The 18,692-nt window shown below is 65.5% G+C and carries 17 protein-coding genes and 1 tRNA gene; 6 read left to right on the forward strand and 12 right to left on the reverse strand.

Going from position 1 to position 18,692, the window contains the following annotated elements; genetic code table 11:
- Positions 1–78: 78 nt before the first annotated feature.
- Positions 79–163 (reverse strand) — tRNA-Leu (locus GGD62_RS37485).
- Positions 164–382: 219 nt separating this feature from the next.
- Positions 383–625, reverse strand: coding sequence for a FliM/FliN family flagellar motor switch protein (locus GGD62_RS37490; protein WP_011088012.1), 243 nt, complete (start codon positions 623–625; stop codon positions 383–385).
- Between the two features lie 95 nt (positions 626–720).
- On the opposite strand from GGD62_RS37490, the gene lipB reads away from it, so the two are divergent.
- Positions 721–1,458, forward strand: a complete 738-nt coding sequence (lipB, locus tag GGD62_RS37495) for a lipoyl(octanoyl) transferase LipB (RefSeq protein WP_183713647.1) — start codon at positions 721–723, stop codon at positions 1,456–1,458.
- 26 nt (positions 1,459–1,484) lie between these two features.
- Here the strand turns inward: lipB and GGD62_RS37500 are convergent, their stop codons facing one another.
- Complete coding sequence (locus GGD62_RS37500) at positions 1,485–1,955, reverse strand: 4-oxalocrotonate tautomerase family protein (protein ID WP_183713649.1); 471 nt, start codon at positions 1,953–1,955, stop codon at positions 1,485–1,487.
- Positions 1,956–2,068: 113 nt separating this feature from the next.
- Here GGD62_RS37500 and GGD62_RS37505 point away from each other — a divergent pair, with 113 nt between their 5' ends.
- A complete protein-coding gene (locus tag GGD62_RS37505; protein WP_183713652.1) occupies positions 2,069–2,923 on the forward strand; it encodes a LysR family transcriptional regulator in 855 nt (284 codons plus the stop codon).
- Between the two features lie 4 nt (positions 2,924–2,927).
- On the opposite strand, the gene GGD62_RS37510 is transcribed toward GGD62_RS37505, so the two are convergent.
- The 3 genes from GGD62_RS37510 to GGD62_RS37520 are packed head-to-tail and all read right to left on the reverse strand — an operon-like array spanning position 2,928 to position 5,600.
- Complete coding sequence (locus GGD62_RS37510) at positions 2,928–4,364, reverse strand: TIGR01777 family oxidoreductase (RefSeq protein ID WP_183713654.1); 1,437 nt, start codon at positions 4,362–4,364, stop codon at positions 2,928–2,930.
- Positions 4,361–5,026 carry a DUF4166 domain-containing protein gene (locus GGD62_RS37515; protein WP_183713657.1) on the reverse strand — a complete coding sequence of 222 codons (666 nt, stop codon included), beginning with the start codon at positions 5,024–5,026 and terminating at the stop codon, positions 4,361–4,363. Before GGD62_RS37515 ends, GGD62_RS37510 begins: the two co-directional genes overlap by 4 nt.
- Positions 5,027–5,042: 16 nt before the next feature.
- On the reverse strand, positions 5,043–5,600 hold the full coding sequence (locus GGD62_RS37520) for a GbsR/MarR family transcriptional regulator (RefSeq protein ID WP_183713660.1): 558 nt from the start codon (positions 5,598–5,600) through the stop codon (positions 5,043–5,045).
- Between the two features lie 144 nt (positions 5,601–5,744).
- Here GGD62_RS37520 and GGD62_RS37525 point away from each other — a divergent pair, with 144 nt between their 5' ends.
- A complete protein-coding gene (locus tag GGD62_RS37525) occupies positions 5,745–7,265 on the forward strand; it encodes a PAS domain-containing sensor histidine kinase (RefSeq protein ID WP_018320638.1) in 1,521 nt (506 codons plus the stop codon).
- Positions 7,266–7,334: 69 nt separating this feature from the next.
- Here GGD62_RS37525 and GGD62_RS37530 read toward each other — a convergent pair whose 3' ends face one another.
- The 4 genes from GGD62_RS37530 to GGD62_RS37545 all read right to left on the reverse strand — a co-directional run bounded on the left by GGD62_RS37530 (position 7,335) and on the right by GGD62_RS37545 (position 11,915).
- Positions 7,335–7,634, reverse strand: coding sequence for an acylphosphatase (locus tag GGD62_RS37530; RefSeq protein WP_018320639.1), 300 nt, complete (start codon positions 7,632–7,634; stop codon positions 7,335–7,337).
- Complete coding sequence (locus GGD62_RS37535; RefSeq protein WP_183713663.1) at positions 7,631–8,497, reverse strand: oxaloacetate decarboxylase; 867 nt, start codon at positions 8,495–8,497, stop codon at positions 7,631–7,633. Before GGD62_RS37535 ends, GGD62_RS37530 begins: the two co-directional genes overlap by 4 nt.
- Before the next feature lie 147 nt (positions 8,498–8,644).
- Positions 8,645–10,660 (reverse strand): acetyl/propionyl/methylcrotonyl-CoA carboxylase subunit alpha, encoded by a 2,016-nt coding sequence (locus GGD62_RS37540; RefSeq protein ID WP_018320641.1) that lies wholly within the window; start codon positions 10,658–10,660, stop codon positions 8,645–8,647.
- Between the two features lie 163 nt (positions 10,661–10,823).
- Complete coding sequence (locus GGD62_RS37545; protein ID WP_183713665.1) at positions 10,824–11,915, reverse strand: putative zinc-binding metallopeptidase; 1,092 nt, start codon at positions 11,913–11,915, stop codon at positions 10,824–10,826.
- Between the two features lie 204 nt (positions 11,916–12,119).
- On the opposite strand from GGD62_RS37545, the gene GGD62_RS37550 reads away from it, so the two are divergent.
- The 3 genes from GGD62_RS37550 to GGD62_RS37560 all read left to right on the forward strand — a co-directional run bounded on the left by GGD62_RS37550 (position 12,120) and on the right by GGD62_RS37560 (position 16,293).
- On the forward strand, positions 12,120–14,597 hold the full coding sequence (locus GGD62_RS37550) for a PAS domain-containing sensor histidine kinase (protein ID WP_183713668.1): 2,478 nt from the start codon (positions 12,120–12,122) through the stop codon (positions 14,595–14,597).
- An 81-nt stretch (positions 14,598–14,678) separates the two neighbouring features.
- On the forward strand, positions 14,679–15,929 hold the full coding sequence (locus GGD62_RS37555; RefSeq protein ID WP_183713747.1) for an arsenic transporter: 1,251 nt from the start codon (positions 14,679–14,681) through the stop codon (positions 15,927–15,929).
- Positions 15,930–16,056: 127 nt separating this feature from the next.
- Positions 16,057–16,293: a hypothetical protein gene (locus tag GGD62_RS37560; protein WP_183713671.1), complete on the forward strand. Its 237-nt coding sequence runs from the start codon at positions 16,057–16,059 to the stop codon at positions 16,291–16,293.
- A 68-nt stretch (positions 16,294–16,361) separates the two neighbouring features.
- Here GGD62_RS37560 and GGD62_RS37565 read toward each other — a convergent pair whose 3' ends face one another.
- Together GGD62_RS37565 and GGD62_RS37570 are read right to left on the reverse strand one after the other, a co-directional pair.
- Positions 16,362–17,726, reverse strand: a complete 1,365-nt coding sequence (locus GGD62_RS37565; RefSeq protein WP_018320646.1) for an MFS transporter — start codon at positions 17,724–17,726, stop codon at positions 16,362–16,364.
- A 24-nt stretch (positions 17,727–17,750) separates the two neighbouring features.
- On the reverse strand, positions 17,751–18,518 hold the full coding sequence (locus GGD62_RS37570) for a GntR family transcriptional regulator (protein WP_018320647.1): 768 nt from the start codon (positions 18,516–18,518) through the stop codon (positions 17,751–17,753).
- Between the last annotated feature and the right edge of the window lie 174 nt (positions 18,519–18,692).

Consider the following 18,692-nt stretch of genomic DNA (forward strand, 5'->3'; position numbering starts at 1 on the left):
AACGAAAAGCGCCGGAAAAGCGCGGCGAGGATTTCGCTGCGTTTTCAATTGGGTAGCGATTTAAGGGAGAGACTTTATTGGTGCGCTCGGAGGGACTCGAACCCCCACGATTTTACTCACTGCCACCTCAAGGCAGCGCGTCTACCAGTTCCGCCACGAGCGCTTTGGGGATGCCGGCTTGAGGCTTGAAGGCCGGCCGGATCAACGGCGCCGATCTAACAAATCCATCAGAGGGGTACAAGCCTGCAAAGGCCCTGAATTCCACAGCTTTGCAGGAAAGTTCCTGGCCTTCCCCCGAATCGGCCCTTACCGCAGGTCCAGTGCCCTACCGCATGCCCGGGCCGCGACCGCGTGCACCGGGCCCTATCGGGTCCCCGGGCCGCTACCGCGTGCCCGGCGTGCGCGGCAGCATCTGCTTGACCTCGACCGCGATCCGGTTGCGGTCGACCAGCACGACGCCGGAGGCGACCGGCAGATTATTGGCCAAAACCTTGACCTCATCGGCCTCGGTTGCGTCCAGCTCGATGATGGCGCCGCGGGAAAGACGTAATACTTGATGGATCGGCATCGTGGTCGTCCCGAGGACGACCATGAGATCCACGGTGACTTTATCGAGAGTGGGCACTGTCAGGACCGCCGCAACCAGGGACTAAGGACCAAGGACTTAGAACAAGGCCTTGGCATTTGCGCCTGCAATGATCACCACGTTATGGTTAGCCAATGGTTAATTTGCCCCAAAACCCGCGCCAAGAGCTGGATTTGACGTCGTTTTCGGCGTCCCGGGGCCAGCCCGTGGAGTGGCGAATCTCGGACGCGCCGGTGCCCTATCCGGAGGCGGTAGCCGCCATGGAAGCCCGGGTCGCCGCCATTGCCGCGGGCGAGGCCCCGGAGCTGGTCTGGCTGCTCGAACACCCCCCGCTCTACACCTCCGGCACCTCGGGCAAGGATAGCGACCTGCGCGATCCCCGATTCCCGATCTTCGCCACCGGGCGCGGCGGGCAGCTCACCTATCACGGGCCGGGCCAGCGGGTTGCCTATGTCATGCTTGACCTCAAGCGCCGTCGGCCGGACGTCCGGGCCTATGTCGCGAGCCTGGAGGAGCTGATTCTGCGCACGCTCGCCGCCTTCAATGTCCGCGGCGAGCGGCGCGAGGACCGGGTCGGCGTCTGGGTCAGGCGGCCCGACAAGGGCGAAGGTTACGAGGACAAGATCGCGGCGATCGGCGTACGGCTGAAGCGCTGGGTCTCGTTCCACGGCATCGCCATCAATATCGAGCCGGACCTGTCGCATTTCGCCGGCATCGTACCGTGCGGCGTGGTCGATCCCCGCTACGGCGTCACCTCTCTGGTCGATCTCGGCCAGCTCGTGACCATGGCTGAGGTCGACATCGCGCTTCGGCAGGCGTTCGAGGAGCTGTTCGGGCCGACCAAAGCGTTGGTGCCGGAAGCGGCCGCCTAGCATTGCTTCCTGAACAATTCCGAAGTTCAGTTCCGGGCAGCAAGCTGACGATCAGGCCGCGGGTGAGATGGCTCACCCGCGGCCTGCAGCGACACGTCGAGCTTGCCGGCGATGTAGCGGCGCTCCTGGGTGAGGCCGCCGAAACCGTAGGCATCGCCCTTGACTTCGTCGACATGCAGATAGGTCTCGGGATGCAGCGGCCCCAGAATCTCGGCCATGCGCTTGAACATGGCGGCGAGATAGGCCGCCTTTTCGTCCTTGGTGTTGGTGCCTTCGGTGACGTGGATGTCGATCCAGTAGCTGGCAAGCTTCTGCTCGGCGAGCGACTTGCCGCCGGCGAACCAGTCGCTGGCCTCGACCGACTTCACGATGATGGCAGTCACCTTGGGATCCTTGTGCAGGATCTTTGCGGTGAGCTCGGACACTGCGTTGGCGATCTCGGCCCTCAGCGAGGGCGACTGGCGGGACGAGGTGTAGGACACGGTGATCAGCGGCATGGTGGCTCTCCTCAAGATGCAGCGCGGGATTTGCGCGGCGTTGGTGAGAAGCTAGACCTTCCCTCGTCATTTTGATATCTTATCTCTATTGATACCAGTGATAACGATCCATAATGACAGCCACCCTCGACATCGCCACGATCAAAGCCTTCCTGCTGGTCGCCGACCTCCAGAGCTTCACCCGCGCCGCGGAGGCGCTCGGCACGACGCAGGCGGCGGTCAGTCTCAAACTGCAGCGGCTGGAAACATTGCTGGGAAAACGCCTCGTCGAGCGCTCGCCGCGCGCGGTCCGGCTTACGGCCGAAGGCGCCAGCTTCCTCGATCGCGCCCGCGCGCTGATGGCGGCGCATGACCGCGCGCTGTCCGGCGAGGCCCCGGCTGCGCAATCGCTCTCGCTCGGCATCTCCGATCACGCGGCAGGCCCCGAACTGGTGCCGCTGCTGGAACGCCTGCACGCGATGTCGTCAAATCTCACCCTCGCCGTCACCATCGGCTTCTCGCGCGAGATGCAGGATGCCTATGACGCCGGCGAACTGGATGCTGTGATCGTGCGCCAGGAAGGCAGCCGCCGCGGCGGCGAGAAGCTGACGGAGGACGGGTTCGGCTGGTTCGCCGCACGACGCTTCACCCTGCCGAAGGGCGAAGCGCTGCCGCTTGCGACCCTCGCCCCGCCCTGCGGCGTCCGCGCCATCGCCGTGCGCGCGCTCGACAAGGCCGGCCTCGCCTGGCGCGAGCGCTTTGTCGGCGGCGGCGTCACCGCGGTGGTCGCAGCTGCATTGGCCGGGCTTGCGATTGCGCCGCTGGCGCGGCGGATCGCGCCTCCCGGGCTGGTCGACATCGGGCCCGCGCACAAGCTGCCAAAACTCGGCAGCTCGAAGGTGATGCTGCATTCGAAGGTCAGCGATCCCGCCAAGCTCGCGGCGCTACGCGCGGTGGCGGCGACGTTCCGGAGTGCGGCCACGACCTGATGCCTCACAGGATCGCCTCGAACGCGCTACGCAGCGTCTCGTGCCGGAACACAAAGCCGCGGCTCAGCGCCTTGTTCGGCAGCACGCGCTGACCGCCAAGCAGCAGCTCGTCGGCGAAGCCGCCGCCGATCCGGCGCAACAGGCCGCCGGGAATGCGGAAGATCGCGGGCCGATGCAGGCGGCGGCCGAGCTCCTCGGTGAACTTTGCGTTGGTGACGGGGATCGGCGCGGTGGCGTTGACGGGGCCCGACAGATCGGGCGTTGCCATCACATAGGCGATCAGCCGGATCAGATCGTCGCGCTCGATCCAGGACATCCACTGCCGCCCGGTGCCGATGGGACCACCGAGGCCGAACTCGAACGGCGTCAGCATGCGCGTGACGAAGCCGCCTTCGGTGCCCAGCACGAGGCCGATGCGCAAGCAGACGACGCGGACACCAAGCTCCTCCGCCGGCCGCGCCGCTGTCTCCCACGCCGCGCAGAGCTCGTGGCTGAAACAGGCGTGCGACTTGGCGGACTCCGTCAGTACCTGGTCGGCCCACAATCCGTACCAGCCGATCGCGGAGCCGCTGACCAGCACCTCGGGCTTGCGATCGAGCCGTGCGATCAGTTTGACGACCTCACCGGTCATGTCGACGCGTGAGCCAAGAATCTTCGCCCGCTTCGCCTCGGTCCACAAGCCGTTGCCGATCGGCTCGCCGGCGAGATTCACGATGGCGTCGATCGGCGTGTCCGAAGCGAGCTGATCGAGGCTGGTGATCAGCGTGACCGGCGGCGGCAACATCTCCGCCTTGGCGGGGTTCCGGATCAGCGCGATGACGTGGTGCCCTGCCCCGCCAAAGCTCGCCGCGAGACGGCTGCCGATGAAGCCGGTGGCGCCCGTGATCAGCACGGTCTTGCGGCCGGGGAGCTTCTCGACGAGCCCCTCGGCGGGAACGCTGCGCATGCGGCCGAGCCGGCGCATCGCTGCAAAATCCCTGAGGCCGCAGAGCGCGGCGCCTACCGCGCAGGCGGTCGCGGCGATGCTGAGCAGACCCTGATAGACGACGATCACGCCAAAGGGCTGCATTGCCCAGTCGATCAGCACGGGCAGCAGCAGCACCAGAATGGCGCCGTAATTGATCGCGAGCAGCGTGTGGTTGATGCGCTCGCTCGGCGGCAGTTTCCGGCTCAGATCCTCCTCGACGAAATCCATCAGCGTGATGACGATCTCGGCGACCAGGATCGCGACGACCAGCATTGCGAGCACGCCATAGACCTCGAGCCAGCCGAGCAGCAGGAATAAGAGCGCATAGAGCATGTTGCGGATGCCATGCAGCTTGAGTTCGAAGCGCTGCGACACCCGCCAGGCCAGGCGCTCGGTAAATTCGTGGTGATAGAAGGTGTCGAACACGCCCATCACGATCTGGATGGCGATGAGCGTCCACAACAGCGGCGTCATGATACGGCCTCCCTGAAGGTGGCGGACTGGTGGATCAGCGCGCCGTAACGTGGATGAATGACATCGAGGGTGAAGCGGAATGCGCCGTCGCCGAGGTCGCGGTGCGTCACCGTGAGATCGCCCGGCGTGAGCCAGCGCGGCAAGGGGATCCACAGGCGTCCGAGCTGGAGCCCATAACCGGCGCTGCGGAAGGTCAGCGTCTGGTCCTCGACCGCGGTGCGGAGCGCCATCGAGACGCCGAAGCCGACATATTCCTCGAGCCCGGTCGGACCGGCAAAACGCTTGGCGGAATGGATCACGTGCGGAAAGCCGCGCTTGCGCGCGCAGATGCGAGTCCAGGTCTGGCCGCCCGTTGCCGCATCCTCGGTGACCGTGACGATCATCGGCACACCGGTGTCGCGGCCGGTCGGCAGCGGGCCACCAATCAGGCGCGCAGCTTGGGCGAACCACCAGCCGATCTCGCTGAAGGAGACCTCGTCGACCACGCCGACATAGACGACGCTCTCGCCGTCCGCGACGCGTTTGGAGAAACGCCGCCAGGTCGCGAGCGGCAGGCGGCCCCAATCCTCGTCCGACAGCAGCGCGCGGAAACGGCGGTCGTCGAGCAGTTTGGTGTGAGCGGAGGTCGATGCGTTGGAGCCTGATAATCGAGCCGACGTCATCGCACCCTCCTCAGCGCTATTTGGCCTTGCCCAGCGGCAGCAGGCTGACGATCTTCTCGCCAAGCCGCATCAAGGCGACCAGCCGCGGCCGCGGCACCTTCAGCATCTGCATGAACCAGTGATCGGCGAGCTCGGTGAAGGTGAGCATCTCCTTCAGCCGCTTGGCTGCGACCGGGTTGATGGTCGGATCGCCGGCGGCATCGGACACGCAGGCCCTGAGCGCCGTGATCGCCGGATCGAGCTCCCGCTCCTTGCGCCGCGCCGCTATTCTGGCGGCGACCTCCCAGATGTCGGTCTCGGCCTCGTAATGGTCGCGGCGGTCACCGAGGATCGGCACCCGCCGGATCAGGTTCCAGGCGAGCAGCTCCCTGAGCGAGTTGGAGACGTTCGAGCGGGCCATGCCAAGCGTGTCGGCGATGTCCTCAGCGGTCATCGGCGCCTCGGCGAGATAGAGCAGCCCGTGAATCTGGCTGACCGAGCGATTGACGCCCCACTCGTCCCCCATGTCGCCCCAATGCAGGATGAAGCGCTCGACGGCGGTTGGGAGTTTCTTCTTTCCGGTTATTTCTGTCATTACAGAAATATCTGACGACAACGTCCCCTTGTCAAGCGGGCTTCGTCCCGTATACGGGTGCGGGACATCTGCCTAAAAATGTCCCAACTTCAGGGAACCATCCGCTTTCTGTGGCGTTTGCTCCCGTCGAGGCAGGGTCCCGGAATGATCGGAAAGTTCAGTCAACAGCGAGACTTGTTCGAGAGCGAGCGCAGTTTCCGGCTGTTGGTTGAGGGAGTTGCGGACTACGCGCTCTACATGCTCGACCCCAGGGGGATCATCACCAGCTGGAATATCGGCGGCGAGCGCATCAAGGGCTATTCGCCCGGGGAGATCCTCGGCCAGCATTTCTCCCGCTTTTACACCGAGACCGACCGTGCCAACGGCAAGCCGGCCCGCGCGCTCGGCATCGCGCGGGAAAAGGGCCGCTATGAGGAGGAAGGCTGGCGCGTCCGCAAGGACGGCACCTTCTTCTGGGCAAGCGTCGTGATCGACCCGATCTACGAGGACGGCGAGCTGGTCGGCTTCGCCAAGATCACACGCGACATCACAGAACGACGCAATACGCAGCTCAAGCTCGAGGCGATGCAGAAGCAGCTCGCCGAGTCCCAAAAGTTCGATGCGCTGGGACAGCTCACCGGCGGGGTCGCGCACGACTTCAACAACCTCCTGATGATCATCAGCGGCAGCCTGCACATGCTGAAGCGGGGTCCCGACGACGCGGCCAAGGTTCAGCGCGCGATCTCGGCGATCGAGACCGCCACCAAGCGCGGCGCGGCGCTGACCAACCAGCTCCTCACCTTCGCGCGGCGGCAGAGCGTCAATCCGCAGGCGATCGATTTCGCCGAACGCATCGCGGAGATCCGCGAGGTGCTCGATGCCGGCGTCGGCAGTTCCGTACGCCTGGCCTTCGACATCGGCCACGATGTCTGGCCGGTCAAGACCGACGCCTCCGAGCTCGAGACCGCGATGCTCAACCTTGTCATCAATGCCCGCGACGCGATGCCCGACGGCGGCACGGTGACGATCGGCGCGCACAATGTCGTGCTGGACGAGGTGCCCCTCGCCGGCGACTTCGTCGCAATCGACGTCACCGATACCGGGCTCGGCATTCCCTCCGACGTTCTCGACAAGATCTTCGAGCCGTTCTTCACCACCAAGCCGATCGGAAAGGGCACCGGCCTTGGCCTGTCCCAGGTGCACGGCTTCGCCCATCAGGCCGGCGGCACGGTGAAGGTCGCAAGCGAGCTCGGCAAGGGCACGACGTTCACCATCCTGTTGCCGCGCGGAGAAGACACGCCGTCGCGAGAGACGGCTGGGGGACCATCCTTCCAAGGCAGCGGCACGGTGCTGCTGGTCGAGGACAATCCCGACGTTGCGCTGGTCAGCATCGGTCTCCTGGAGCAGCTGGGCTACCATGTCCGCCGGGTCGCCGACGCCGAAGCCGCCTTGCGCGAGATCGAGAAAAACGGCGTCGACTTCGTGTTCTCGGACATCGTCATGCCCGGCAAGATGGACGGGCTCAGCCTCGCCCATCGCCTCCGTCAGATCCGCCCTGGCCTGCCGATCCTGCTCGCCACCGGCTACAGCGACGTCGCCGCCGGCGTGCGCGGCGATTTCCCGATCCTGCGCAAGCCCTACGAAATCCACGAGCTGAGCGAAGCAATCGCCAAGCTGCCAAGGTGAGGCTTCGTCTTCACCTCTCCCCGTAAGAACGGGGCGAGGGAGCGCATCATCTGCGCGGCGAGAACCGCCCTACACTGTCGGCAACACCGAGAACGCTTCCCCTGCCCTGCGCAGGTTCAGCTCATCCGCGCTGGCCGTCTCACTCGTCACGCTGTCGACGCGCGAGGACGGGGGGCCATGGCGGCATAGCGCGACCATGTCGGCGACGTGCTTTGGCGCGCCCGCGAACAGCGCTTCGACACAGCCGTCGCGGCGGTTGCGGACCCAACCTTCGAGGCCGCTCGCAGTCGCCTGGTACTCGACCCAGGCCCGGTAGCCGACGCCCTGGACGCGGCCGCGGATCATCACCTGAAGGATCGCCCGGCTCATTTTTTCAGCCCGAGAAAGTCGGCGATACGCGCCTTGACGTCGGCCTCGCGCATGACGCGGCTGGTCAGGTCCGATGATGCCAGACCTCTCAGCGCCTTCGGCGCCGTGCCCTCGCGCAGCGCTTTCTGCGTTTCATACACGGCTTGCGTCGCAGCGGCGATCGGCGCGTGGCCCTGAAGCGCGATACGCACGCGCTGGCCGGCGAGATAGTCGAGCGCGCTCAGCTCCTCCGGCGCACCACCGAGCACGATCGGCAGGCGCGTGGCGGCCGCGACGGCCTCGAGCTCCGCGCGCGACTTGATGCCGGTAAAGAACAGCGCATCGACCCCGGTCGCCTCATACGCCTGCGCGCGGCGGATCGCGTCCTCGATCGAGGTGATCGAGGCAGCTCCCGTGCGGCCCATGATGACCAGCGAGGCATCGCTGCGGCCATCGAGCGCGGCCTTCATCTTGCCGACGCCTTCCTCGAGCGAGATCAGCTGCGTCCTCGCCTCACCGAAGGCGGCCGGCAGCAGCGTGTCCTCGATGGTAAGGCCGGCGGCGCCGGCCGCCTCCAGCTCCTGCACCGTGCGACGAACATTGAGCGCATTGCCGTAGCCGTGATCGGCATCGACCAGCACCGGCAGCACTGCGGCGCGCGACATCCGCCGCATCTGCTCGGCAAGCTCGGTGAGCGTGATCAGCGTGACGTCGGGGTCGCCGAGCACCGCGAGCGATGCGACCGAGCCGCCGAACATGCCGAGCGGAAAGCCGAGGTCTTCGGCGATGCGGATCGAGATCGCGTCATAGACCGAGCCTGGATGGATGCAGGCCGAGCCCGACAGGATGAGGCGCAGTTTCTCGCGGCGGGAACGAAAGGCCATGGTGCCTCACTCCAAAATCCTCATCCTGAGGAGCGCGCTCTTGCGCGCGTCTCGAAGGATGCAGGCCCGGCTGTGGCCTCGCCCTTCGAGACGCCGCGCAAGCGCGGCTCCTCAGGGTGAGGGTCGACTGTCGTGCTCCGGAGCGCCTTACGCAAACTCCAGAATCAGCGCGTCCACCGCGAGCGTCGCGCCCGCGCTGGCGTGAACCTTCTTCACGGTGCCGTCCTGCTCGGCGCGCAGCACATTCTGCATCTTCATGGCTTCGACCACCGCGAGCGTCTCGCCGGCCTTGACCTCCTGCCCTTCGGTCACCGCGATCGAGACCACGAGCCCGGGCATCGGGCACAGCAGCTTCTTGCCGGTGTCGGAGGCCGTCGTCACCGGCATCAGCCGCGCCGAGGTCGCTTCCGCTTCGGTCCAGACATACACGGGGACCTCGACGCCCTGATGCGCGAGGCGAATGCCGTTCGGAATCGGCCGCGCCTGCACCGCGACGAAGTGGCCGTCGATGGTGCCCTGCCAGACTGGATCGCCCGGCTTCCACGGCGATTGCAACAGATGCGCATTGCCGGCCTTGCCCTCGGCATCGACGAAGCGGATCGCGATCGCATCACCTTCGCGCGCGACCTCGAGCTGGATCTCCTGGCGGTCGAGCCAGACCGCGCGACGGCGCTCGCGCTGCACGACGCGGCCGCCCAACTGACCGGAGATCTGCCGCTTGCGTTCGCCGAGCACGTGATCAATGGCGGTGCCGACCGCGGCGATGCGCCGGGCGACCTCGCCTTCCGGCACGCGCACGGCAAAGCCCTTGGGAAATTCCTCGGCGATGAAGCCGGTCGAGAGCCGTCCCTCGCGCCAGCGCGGATGATGCATCAGCGCCGACAGGAACGGGATGTTGTGCCTGATGCCGTCGACATAGAACGAATCCAGCGCGGTCGCCTGCGCCTCGATCGCGGCCGCGCGCGAGGGCGCATGCGTGACGAGTTTTGCGATCATCGGATCGTAATGGATCGAGATCTCGCCGCCCTCCTGCACGCCGGTGTCGTTGCGGATGGTGATGCCGTCGTGGCTCACTTCCGCCGGCGGACGATACTTCACGAGCCGCCCGATCGAGGGCAGGAAGTTGCGGAACGGGTCTTCGGCGTAGAGGCGCGATTCCACCGCCCAGCCCGTCAGCGTGACGTCCTTCTGCGCGATGGCGAGCTTCTCGCCGGCGGCAACGCGGATCATCTGCTCGACGAGGTCGATGCCGGTGACGAGCTCGGTGACGGGATGCTCGACCTGGAGGCGCGTGTTCATCTCCAGGAAGTAGAAGCTCTTGTCCTGCCCCGCGACGAACTCGACGGTGCCGGCGGAGTCGTAATTCACCGCCTTGGCCAGCGCGACGGCCTGCTCGCCCATCTTGCGGCGGGTGGCCTCGTCGAGCAGCGGCGACGGCGCCTCCTCGATGACCTTCTGGTTGCGGCGCTGGATCGAGCACTCGCGCTCGCCGAGATAGATGACGTTGCCGTGCTTGTCGCCCAGCACCTGGATCTCGATGTGGCGGGGATCGACGATGAACTTTTCGACGAAGACACGATCATCACCGAACGAGGCCTTGGCCTCGGCCTTGGCGAGATTGAAGCCCTCGGCGACCTCGGCCTTGGAATGGGCGATGCGCATGCCCTTGCCGCCGCCGCCGGCGGAGGCCTTGATCATCACGGGGTAGCCGATCTCGTCGGCGATGCGGACCGCGTGCTTGTCGTCCTCGATGACGCCGAGATGGCCCGGCACGGTCGAGACCTTAGCCTTGGCCGCCGCCTTCTTCGACTCGATCTTGTCGCCCATCGCCGCGATCGCGCCCGGGTTCGGGCCGATGAAGACGATGCCGGCGGCTTCCAGCGCGCGCGGAAACGCCTCACGCTCGGACAGGAAGCCGTAACCGGGATGCACGGCTTGCGCGCCCGTCTTGCGGCAGGCCTCCACGATCTTCTCGATCACCAGATAGCTCTCGGCTGCCGCCGGCGGACCGATCAGCACGGCCTCGTCCGCCATCTCGACATGAAGGGCGTCGCGGTCGGCTTCGGAATAGACGGCGACCGTCTCGATTCCCATCTTGCGGGCAGTCTTGATGACCCGGCAGGCGATTTCGCCGCGATTGGCGATCAGAATGCGTTTGAACATGCTTTTCTTGAGTCTCGACCTTGGGCGGGACCCTTCCCTGGCCGTTGGGGCCTATGGGACGGGCCGTGTGGCTCCCGTGGTACATCAAAATGGGCCGGAGGCAACGGTCTAAATCCGGGCCATCTGGCGTACCAGCGCAAGACCGAAACGGGCTCGGCGAGCCCTAGGGACGCCCTGCGGCGCCCTGCGCCTTCCCAGACTTGGCGACGTCCCGGACCAGGCCATGAACGAAGCCCAGCTTGCCGACCACGGCGGGCGACAGGATGAAGGGATAGAGGTCGCGCAGGCCCATGGCGCGGTTGACGCTGTTCATGGCGAAGGTGAAGGGCAGCCATGCGTTGACCAGCGCCTCGACGTCCCTGGCCTCATAGGGGTTGAAACGGATGCGCGCCGTCAACTCCCCGTCGCGGTCGACCTTGGGACGCACCTCCATGCCGAACTCGGCGGCCATCTCCAGGGTGTCGACGATGTGAAGATAATGCGCCCAGGTCTCGGCGAAATCTTCCCAGGGGTGCATCGTGGCATAGGCCGAGACATAGTTCTGCTGCCAATCCGGCGGCGCGCCTTCGGCATAGTGACGCTGCAGGGCCTGGCCGTAATCGGCGGAATCGTCACCGAATACCGCGCGGCATTCCTCGAGCTGGCCGCCGCCCTGCACCAGCACATCCCAGAAATAGTGCCCGACCTCATGCCGGAAATGCCCGAGCAGCGTCCGATAGGGTTCGCCCATCTCGAGCCTGCGCCGCTCGCGCTCGATGTCGTCGGTCTCGGTGAGCGCGATCGTGATCAGGCCGTTGTCGTGGCCGGTCATGACCTTCTCTGCGCTGTTCGGATCGTCGGCAAGGAAATTGAAGATCAGACCATGCTCGGGATCGTCTTGCCGGGCCTGGAGCGGCAGCTTCCAGCGGATCAGGGAATAGAACAGACGGTGTTTCGCCACCTCCAGCTCGCGCCAGCCGGCAAGCTGGGCGGGGTCGGACAAATCCGGCACGATGCCGTTGTGGCGGCATGCGCGGCAATAGCCGTTGCTCTCGCCCGTATCCGTCAGCCAGTTGCAGGCATCGTACTCGGCATTCCGGCACAGCATCCGGCTTTCGCCCTTGTCGGCCAAGATTCGCCAAGCCTCTCCGTCGGGCTCGATCGCCGACATTGTCTCCTTCTCCGGCAGGAAGGCGACCCGATGGCCGCAGCGTTCGCAGGCACGGTTCTCGAAATAGAGAATGTTGCCGCAGGCCTGGCAGACAAAGAGCTTCAAGATTTATCCTCTTCGGAAAGAGAGCCTTATCAAAGACGTTCGTGACGCCTCGCGAAGACGCCTCCGCCGGCCGATCGTTCCAGTCTCCGGAACAAATTGCCAGACCCAGCGTTTCACCGCCGTCCGTTTCATGGCGCCTTTCCAAGCCCAATCCCTCTAAACAATGGCCATCACGCTCCGTCTGTGTGAATATCGGTCCGGCACGTGCGCTCCCGCATGACAACGGCCGATGCCTTGAACGATCCCTTGCCCGAGACCATCGCCGCCGAAAGGCTGCGCCAACACCTCGAAGACGTCGCGCGCGAGCGCGACAACGCCTATCGCGCGCTCCAGGAGCGCGAGGCCGAGCTGGCGCGCATCCAGCGCATCGGCAAGGTCGGCGGCGTCGAGGTCGATTTTCGCGAAGGCTTCAAGAACCGCCGCTCGCCCGAATACCTGATGATCCACGGCCTGCCGCCGGAGGCTGCGGAGGAATCGCACGAGGATTGGGTCAATCGCATCCATCCCGACGACCGCGACGCCACCGTCAAGCACTTCATCGAGGCACTCGCCGGTACGAGCGAAGACTACAGCGCCGAGTACCGCATCGTCCGCCCCAACGACGGCGAGACCCGCTGGATCCGGGTCGTCGCCAAGATCGAGCGCGACAAGGACGGCCGCGCCATCCGCCTCGTCGGCGCCCATATCGACATGACCGACCACGCGCTCGCGCGCGAGACGCTGCGCGAGAGCGAGGAGCGCTTCCGGCTGATCGCCGACAGCGCGCCGGTGCCGATCTGGGTGACCAAGCTCGATCGCAAGCGCTCCTTCGCCAACCAGGCCTATGTCGATTTCGTCGGCCTGCCCTACGATCAGGCCATCGACTTCGACTGGCGCAAGGTGCTGCACCCCGACGACCTGCCGCACGTGCTGCAGCAATCGGTCCAGGGTGAAGCGTCACTCAAGCCCTTCGTGCTGGAAGCGCGCTACAAGAATGCCGGCGGCGAATGGCGCTGGCTACGCTCGGAATCGCAGCCGCGCTGGGACCCGACCGGCAAGCATATCGGCTTCATCGGCGTCGCCCACGATATCACCGTCGCCAAGCAGGCCGAGATCGAGCTCAGGCGGCTCAACGAGACGCTGGAAGAGCGCATCGCCGAGCGCACCGCCCAGCTCGAATCCAACGAGGCGCGACTGCGCGCGATCCTGGAGACCAGCAACCAGTATCAAGGCCTGGTCAATCTCAGGGGCGAGCTGCTTTACGCCAACAACACCGCCCTCGACGGCATCGGGGCGAGCTCGTCGGATGTGATCGGAAAGCCGTTGTGGGAGACGCCCTGGTTCAGCGCGACGGAGGGCATGAGCGCGCTGGTGCGCGAAGCCTTCCACACCGTGCTCAAGGGCGAAGCCGTGCGGCTGGAGATGCGGCTGCGCCTTCCCATCGGCGAGCGCGATTTCGACTTCGGCATGCGCCCCGTGCTGGACCGTCACGGCAACATTACCGGCGCCGTCCCTGAAGCCGTCGACATTACCGAAAGCCGGCGCGGCGAGGAAGCGCTGCGGCAGTCGCAGAAGATGGAGGCGATCGGCCAGCTCACCGGCGGTGTCGCCCACGACTTCAACAATCTCCTCACCATCATCCGCTCGGCTACCGATTTCCTGCGCCGCCGCGAGCTGCCGGAGGAGCGCCGCCGCCGCTATGTCGATGCCATCTCCGAGACCGTCGAGCGCGCCTCCAAACTGACCGCCCAGCTTCTGGCGTTCGCGCGCCGGCAGCCGCTGAAGCCGCAGATCTTCAACGTCGGCAGCCAGGTCGAGGGCGTGGCGCAGCTGGTCAGGCCGCTGGTCGGCGGCCGTATCGACATCGCGGTGGAGATTCACGATGCCGACTGCTTCACCGTCGCCGACATCGCCCAGTTCGAGGCCGCGCTGATCAACCTCGCCATCAACGCCCGAGATGCCATGAACGGCGAAGGCCGCCTGATCATCGCCGTGCGCAAGGTCTCCGGGATTCCCAGCCTGCGGGCGCAATCGGCGCGCGGCGGCGACTACGTCGCGATCTCCGTCACCGACACCGGCAGCGGCATCGCGCCGGAACATCTCGACTCGATCTTCGAGCCGTTTTTCACCACCAAGGAGGTCGGCAAGGGCACCGGCCTCGGCCTCAGCCAGGCTTTTGGTTTCGCCAAGCAGTCCGAGGGCGACGTCGCGGTGACGAGCACCCAGGGCAAAGGCGCGACCTTCACCATCTATCTGCCGCAGGCACAAAGCCCCGCGACCGACAAGGAGGCCGCGGCACTGACCCATGAGGCCGCGGCCACCGGGCGCGGCTATCGCGTGCTCGTGGTCGAGGACGACGACGAGGTCGGCCGCTTCTCCACCGAGCTTCTGGAAGATCTCGGCTACGTCGTTCGCCGCGTCGCCAACGCCAACGCCGCGCTGGCGATCCTCGGCGAGAACGAATTTGCCGTCGACCTCGTGTTCTCCGACGTCATCATGCCCGGCATGAACGGCGTCGAGCTCGCCGGCATCATCCGCGAGCGCTATCCGGGCCTGCCCGTGGTGCTCACCTCCGGCTACAGCAACGTGCTCGCCGAAAACGCCCATCGCGGTTTCGAATTGATCCAGAAGCCTTATTCGGTGGAATCGCTGTCACGCATCCTGCGCAAGGCGATCACGGAGAAGCTATCGGTGGCGCGGTGACGCGAGCCGAGATTTGAGGCTGGCGGATCGATCCGGGGCACGGTAGTCAGGAGCGGTTTTCCGGAGATCAACTTGCCGACCGTGCCGTCTGACGCCATCTGGGCCTGGAGCATCATCGTCGTCGCGACAGCAGGCGTCATCATCCGCCCCTTTCGCCTGCCCGAGGCGGTCTGGGCGGTGATCGGCGCGAGCGCCCTGGTGCTATCAGGCTTGCTGCCGTGGCAAGACGCGCTTGCCGGCATCGAAAAAGGCCTCGACGTCTACCTCTTCCTGATCGGCATGATGCTGATCGCCGAGCTCGCGCGCCTCGAGGGCCTGTTCGACTATCTCGCCGCGCTCGCGGTCGAATACGCGGCCGGCTCGCCGCAACGGCTGTTCCTGCTGATCTATCTCGTCGGCACGCTCGTCACGGTGCTGCTCTCCAACGATGCCACCGCGATCGTGTTGACGCCCGCCGTCTATGCCGCGACGCGCGCAGCCGGCGCCAAGCCACTGCCCTATCTCTTCGTCTGCGCCTTCATCGCGAATGCCGCGAGCTTCGTGCTACCGATCTCCAACCCCGCCAATCTCGTCGTGTTCGGTGCGCGTATGCCGCACCTGACGGAATGGCTGCGTATGTTCGCCCTGCCATCAGTGGCCTCCATCCTGCTGACCTACGTCGTGCTGCGCCTGACCCAGCACCGGGCCCTGAAGGAGGAGACGATTGCGAGCCGCGTGCCGCATCCCAAGCTCGGCCGCGGCGGCAAGCTGACAGCGATCGGCATCGTCGCGATCGGCACCGTGCTGGTCACGGCGTCGGCGCTGGACAAGCAACTGGGCCTGCCGACCTTCATCTGCGGCGGCGTGACCGCCGCGATCGTGCTGCTGCTCAGCCGGCAATCGCCATTGCCCGTGCTGCGCGGCGTGTCCTGGAGCGTGCTGCCGCTCGTCGGCGGGCTCTTCGTCATGGTGGAGGCGCTGGTGAAGACCGGCGTGATCGGACGACTCAGCGCGCTGCTGCATGAAGCAGTCGCGCAATCCGTCCCGCAAGCCGCCTGGAGCGTCGGCATCGCGACCGCAATCGCGACCAACATCGCCAACAATTTGCCCGTGGGCCTCGTCGCTGGCTCGGTCGCGGCCAGCGATCATCTGCCCGCCCCGGTCGTCAGCGCCATCCTGATCGGCGTCGACCTCGGCCCCAATTTGTCGGTGACCGGCTCGCTCGCCACCATCCTCTGGCTGGTCGCGCTCCGGCGGGAGAAGATCGAGGTCGGCGCCTGGCCGTTCCTCAAGCTCGGCCTGCTGGTGACGCCGCCCGCCTTGATCGCGGCACTGGCGGCGGCAATCAGGTAACGCAGGCCTCGGCCCTCGAAATTCAGTGGAAGCTATTTGCGGTGCGTCAATGCCGGCGGCGACGCTGCGGCTAGAATTCCATTGTCGTGCCAATCAGACGGATATGACGCGGCAAGGAAGGTTCATCATGCAGATCCAATCGAAAGCGTTGCCGCAGAGCTCCTTTCTGCGTCGCGCGATCCGGAGCCTCACCGCAGCGAGCGAGGGCGGTGTCGAGACGGCCCATCCCCTGCTGGTCTTCTCCGCAGTGGCGTTGTTCACACTGTTCGTCATCGTGGAGGTCGACCTCCACTCCGCCCAGCTTCAGGCGCTCGGCCTGCTCGGCCATGGGATCGGAATCGATCCGGTCTTCCTGAGCCCGTAGTCGCCGGCCCCAGCGTTCCGAATTCAGTCCCGATCGCGGCGACGACGCCGCGACCGGGAAGCGCATCGTCAGTCGTTCTCGTAGCCGTAGACTTCCGGCAGGATGAAGATCGCGGCGAGCAATCCGATCAGCGGGAAGATCGCGACCATCAGCGTGGCATTCGCCTGCCCGATCGCGGCGAACACCGTCGGGAACAGGAAAATCGCCAGGAACGACGGCAGCTTCACGAACATGTAGGCGAAGCCGCTGGCGGTACCGCGATATTTCGGCTTGGCGACCATGGTCGGGATCGTCATGCAGTTCGACGCGTCCCAGTAATGGCCCCACAGCATCGCGGCGGCTGCGAACGGCAGCAGGATCTTGTTATCGGTGTAGAGCGCGAAGGCCGCGACCAATAGCGAGGCGAACACGATCGAGAAGCCGGCGATCGCGATGCCGCGGTGGCCGATCTTCGGCGTCAGCAGCGGCCCGACCCAGCCCGACAAAGCGGCGAAGGAGAACAGCGCCATCGTCACCAGGTTGATGCCGAGCACGCTCGACACGCCGACCATCACGAACAGCACCGGCAAATAGAACGCGAAGGTGGAGAACTCGCTCGCCTGGGTGAAACAGGCGATCCAGCCATACAGCGTGGCGCGCCAGCGAATCGGGTCCTTCTTGAGGTCGGCGAGGAACGCACGGGTGCTGGTTTTGGGAACCACCACGTCATGATTCGGCAGCATGTCGAGATTGTCGTTGAACATCTCGCGCGCGACCTGCTTGGCCTCGCGGTAACGTCCCTTCTGCACCAGCCACACCGCCGTCTCCGGCACGTCGTGGCGCATCAGAAGGATGATCAGCGCCGGCACCGCGCCGAGGCCGAGCGTGACCCGCCACAGCATCTCGTGCTGCATGTCGATCAAGAGGAAGATCACGATGACGCCGATGGTCAGGACCTCGCCGACCGCGAACATGAATTGCCAGCGATTGCCCATGACCTCGCGCTCGCCCTTGGCCATGGATTCCATGATGTAGGTGTAGCCAGTCGAGATGTCCGAGCCGAGCGGGATGCCGAGCAGGAAGCGGATCACGATGAGCCAGGTGACGTCAGGCACGAAGGCCTGCGCCAGCGCCAGCACGATGAACATCACCATCGTCACCAGGAACATGACGCGGCGGCCGATCTTGTCGGACAGCCAGCCGCCCAGCAGCGCACCGATCAGGGCGCCGCCCTGCGTGCCCGCCGCGGCAAGGCCCAGCATCAGCGCCGTGGGATTGTACTGCTCCTTGATGAAGATCAGCACGAAGGCGATCGAATAGAGGTCCCAGGCTTCGACCAGGATCGAGGCCATCATCAGCCAGCCGACCTTGTTGCCCTTGGGACTGTAGTTCGTGATGAGGTAGCGGACCGCGGCTTCGCTCGCGGTCGGTTGTGGCATCGCCATCGTTGTCATGCTTGGTCCTCTTTTCAAAACTCGCTACGTGCCGAGCAGCGGCTCGATGCTGCAATCGAGCAGGCGCGGATCGATCCCCGCTTCCATGCCGGTGAATATCTCGCCCATGTAGTCGATCAGCGCATCGCTCGCCTTCACAGCGTCATCGACGCGGCGGCTGGCCACCGCGGCGAGAATGGCGAGATGACAATCGATCGTGCCCGACAGATCGGCCTGCCCCGGCATGAAGCGGTGGTGGATGTAGCCGATGCGCCGGTACAGCGTGTGCAGCGGCCGCAGCGTGTGCACCAGGAACGGCTCGCCGGCGGCTTCCAGCACCAGCGCGTCGATGCGGCGGTCGATGCTGTTGAATTCGTCGAGGGTCAGGCTGGCGCGGCGCTCGCGCAGGAGACGTTCGATATGCAGCGCCTGATTGCGATGCGAGAGGCTGGCGCGATCGGCCGCAAGGCGGATCACGAACCGCTCCATGTCGCGGCGCAAGGCCAGCAGCATGCGTTCGCGCGCAAGGTCGATCGGGGCTATGTGCAGGCCGTGGCGCGGACGGATGATGATGAGCGTATCGGCGGAGAGACGATTGACGGCGTGGTGCACCGGCGTGCGCCCGAAGCCGGTGATCTGCTGCAATTCCAGCATGGTCATGAACTGACCGGGCTTGAGCTCGCAATGAACGAGGAGCTCCTCGATCCTCTGATAGGCCAGCTCGAAGAAGTTGAGACGATTGCGCCGGGAGGGCCTGCCCTCGCCGTCATCGTCGCTTCTCACCACTTCGAGCGCGCGCTTGCGCCGTGCCATGTCGTCCTCCCTGCCACCCTGCTCGCGCTGCCGAGCGGTGGCTTATTTGTGATATCCTTAAAACATGTTGTGATATATTACAAGCGGGCGTATGACTGCCTGCCGGGATCGCCGCTTTTGACCGGCATAGACACGAACAACAAGACGGGCGCGAGGCGCCTTATCATGGGAGGA

It is taken from the genome of Bradyrhizobium sp. ERR14 (assembly GCF_014198235.1).
Taxonomy (GTDB): domain Bacteria; phylum Pseudomonadota; class Alphaproteobacteria; order Rhizobiales; family Xanthobacteraceae; genus Bradyrhizobium.

Bases quoted from the DNA above. Each gene is read 5' to 3' on its own strand.
- lipB (WP_183713647.1), top strand. From the start codon at position 721: ATGGTTAATTTGCCCCAAAACCCGCGCCAAGAGCTGGATTTGACGTCG.
- GGD62_RS37500 (WP_183713649.1), bottom strand. From the start codon at position 1,955: ATGCCGCTGATCACCGTGTCCTACACCTCGTCCCGCCAGTCGCCCTCG.
- GGD62_RS37505 (WP_183713652.1), top strand. From the start codon at position 2,069: ATGACAGCCACCCTCGACATCGCCACGATCAAAGCCTTCCTGCTGGTC.
- GGD62_RS37510 (WP_183713654.1), bottom strand. From the start codon at position 4,364: ATGACGCCGCTGTTGTGGACGCTCATCGCCATCCAGATCGTGATGGGC.
- GGD62_RS37515 (WP_183713657.1), bottom strand. From the start codon at position 5,026: ATGACGTCGGCTCGATTATCAGGCTCCAACGCATCGACCTCCGCTCAC.
- GGD62_RS37520 (WP_183713660.1), bottom strand. From the start codon at position 5,600: ATGACAGAAATAACCGGAAAGAAGAAACTCCCAACCGCCGTCGAGCGC.
- GGD62_RS37525 (WP_018320638.1), top strand. From the start codon at position 5,745: ATGATCGGAAAGTTCAGTCAACAGCGAGACTTGTTCGAGAGCGAGCGC.
- GGD62_RS37530 (WP_018320639.1), bottom strand. From the start codon at position 7,634: ATGAGCCGGGCGATCCTTCAGGTGATGATCCGCGGCCGCGTCCAGGGC.
- GGD62_RS37535 (WP_183713663.1), bottom strand. From the start codon at position 8,497: ATGGCCTTTCGTTCCCGCCGCGAGAAACTGCGCCTCATCCTGTCGGGC.
- GGD62_RS37540 (WP_018320641.1), bottom strand. From the start codon at position 10,660: ATGTTCAAACGCATTCTGATCGCCAATCGCGGCGAAATCGCCTGCCGG.
- GGD62_RS37560 (WP_183713671.1), top strand. From the start codon at position 16,057: ATGCAGATCCAATCGAAAGCGTTGCCGCAGAGCTCCTTTCTGCGTCGC.
- GGD62_RS37565 (WP_018320646.1), bottom strand. From the start codon at position 17,726: ATGACAACGATGGCGATGCCACAACCGACCGCGAGCGAAGCCGCGGTC.
- GGD62_RS37570 (WP_018320647.1), bottom strand. From the start codon at position 18,518: ATGGCACGGCGCAAGCGCGCGCTCGAAGTGGTGAGAAGCGACGATGAC.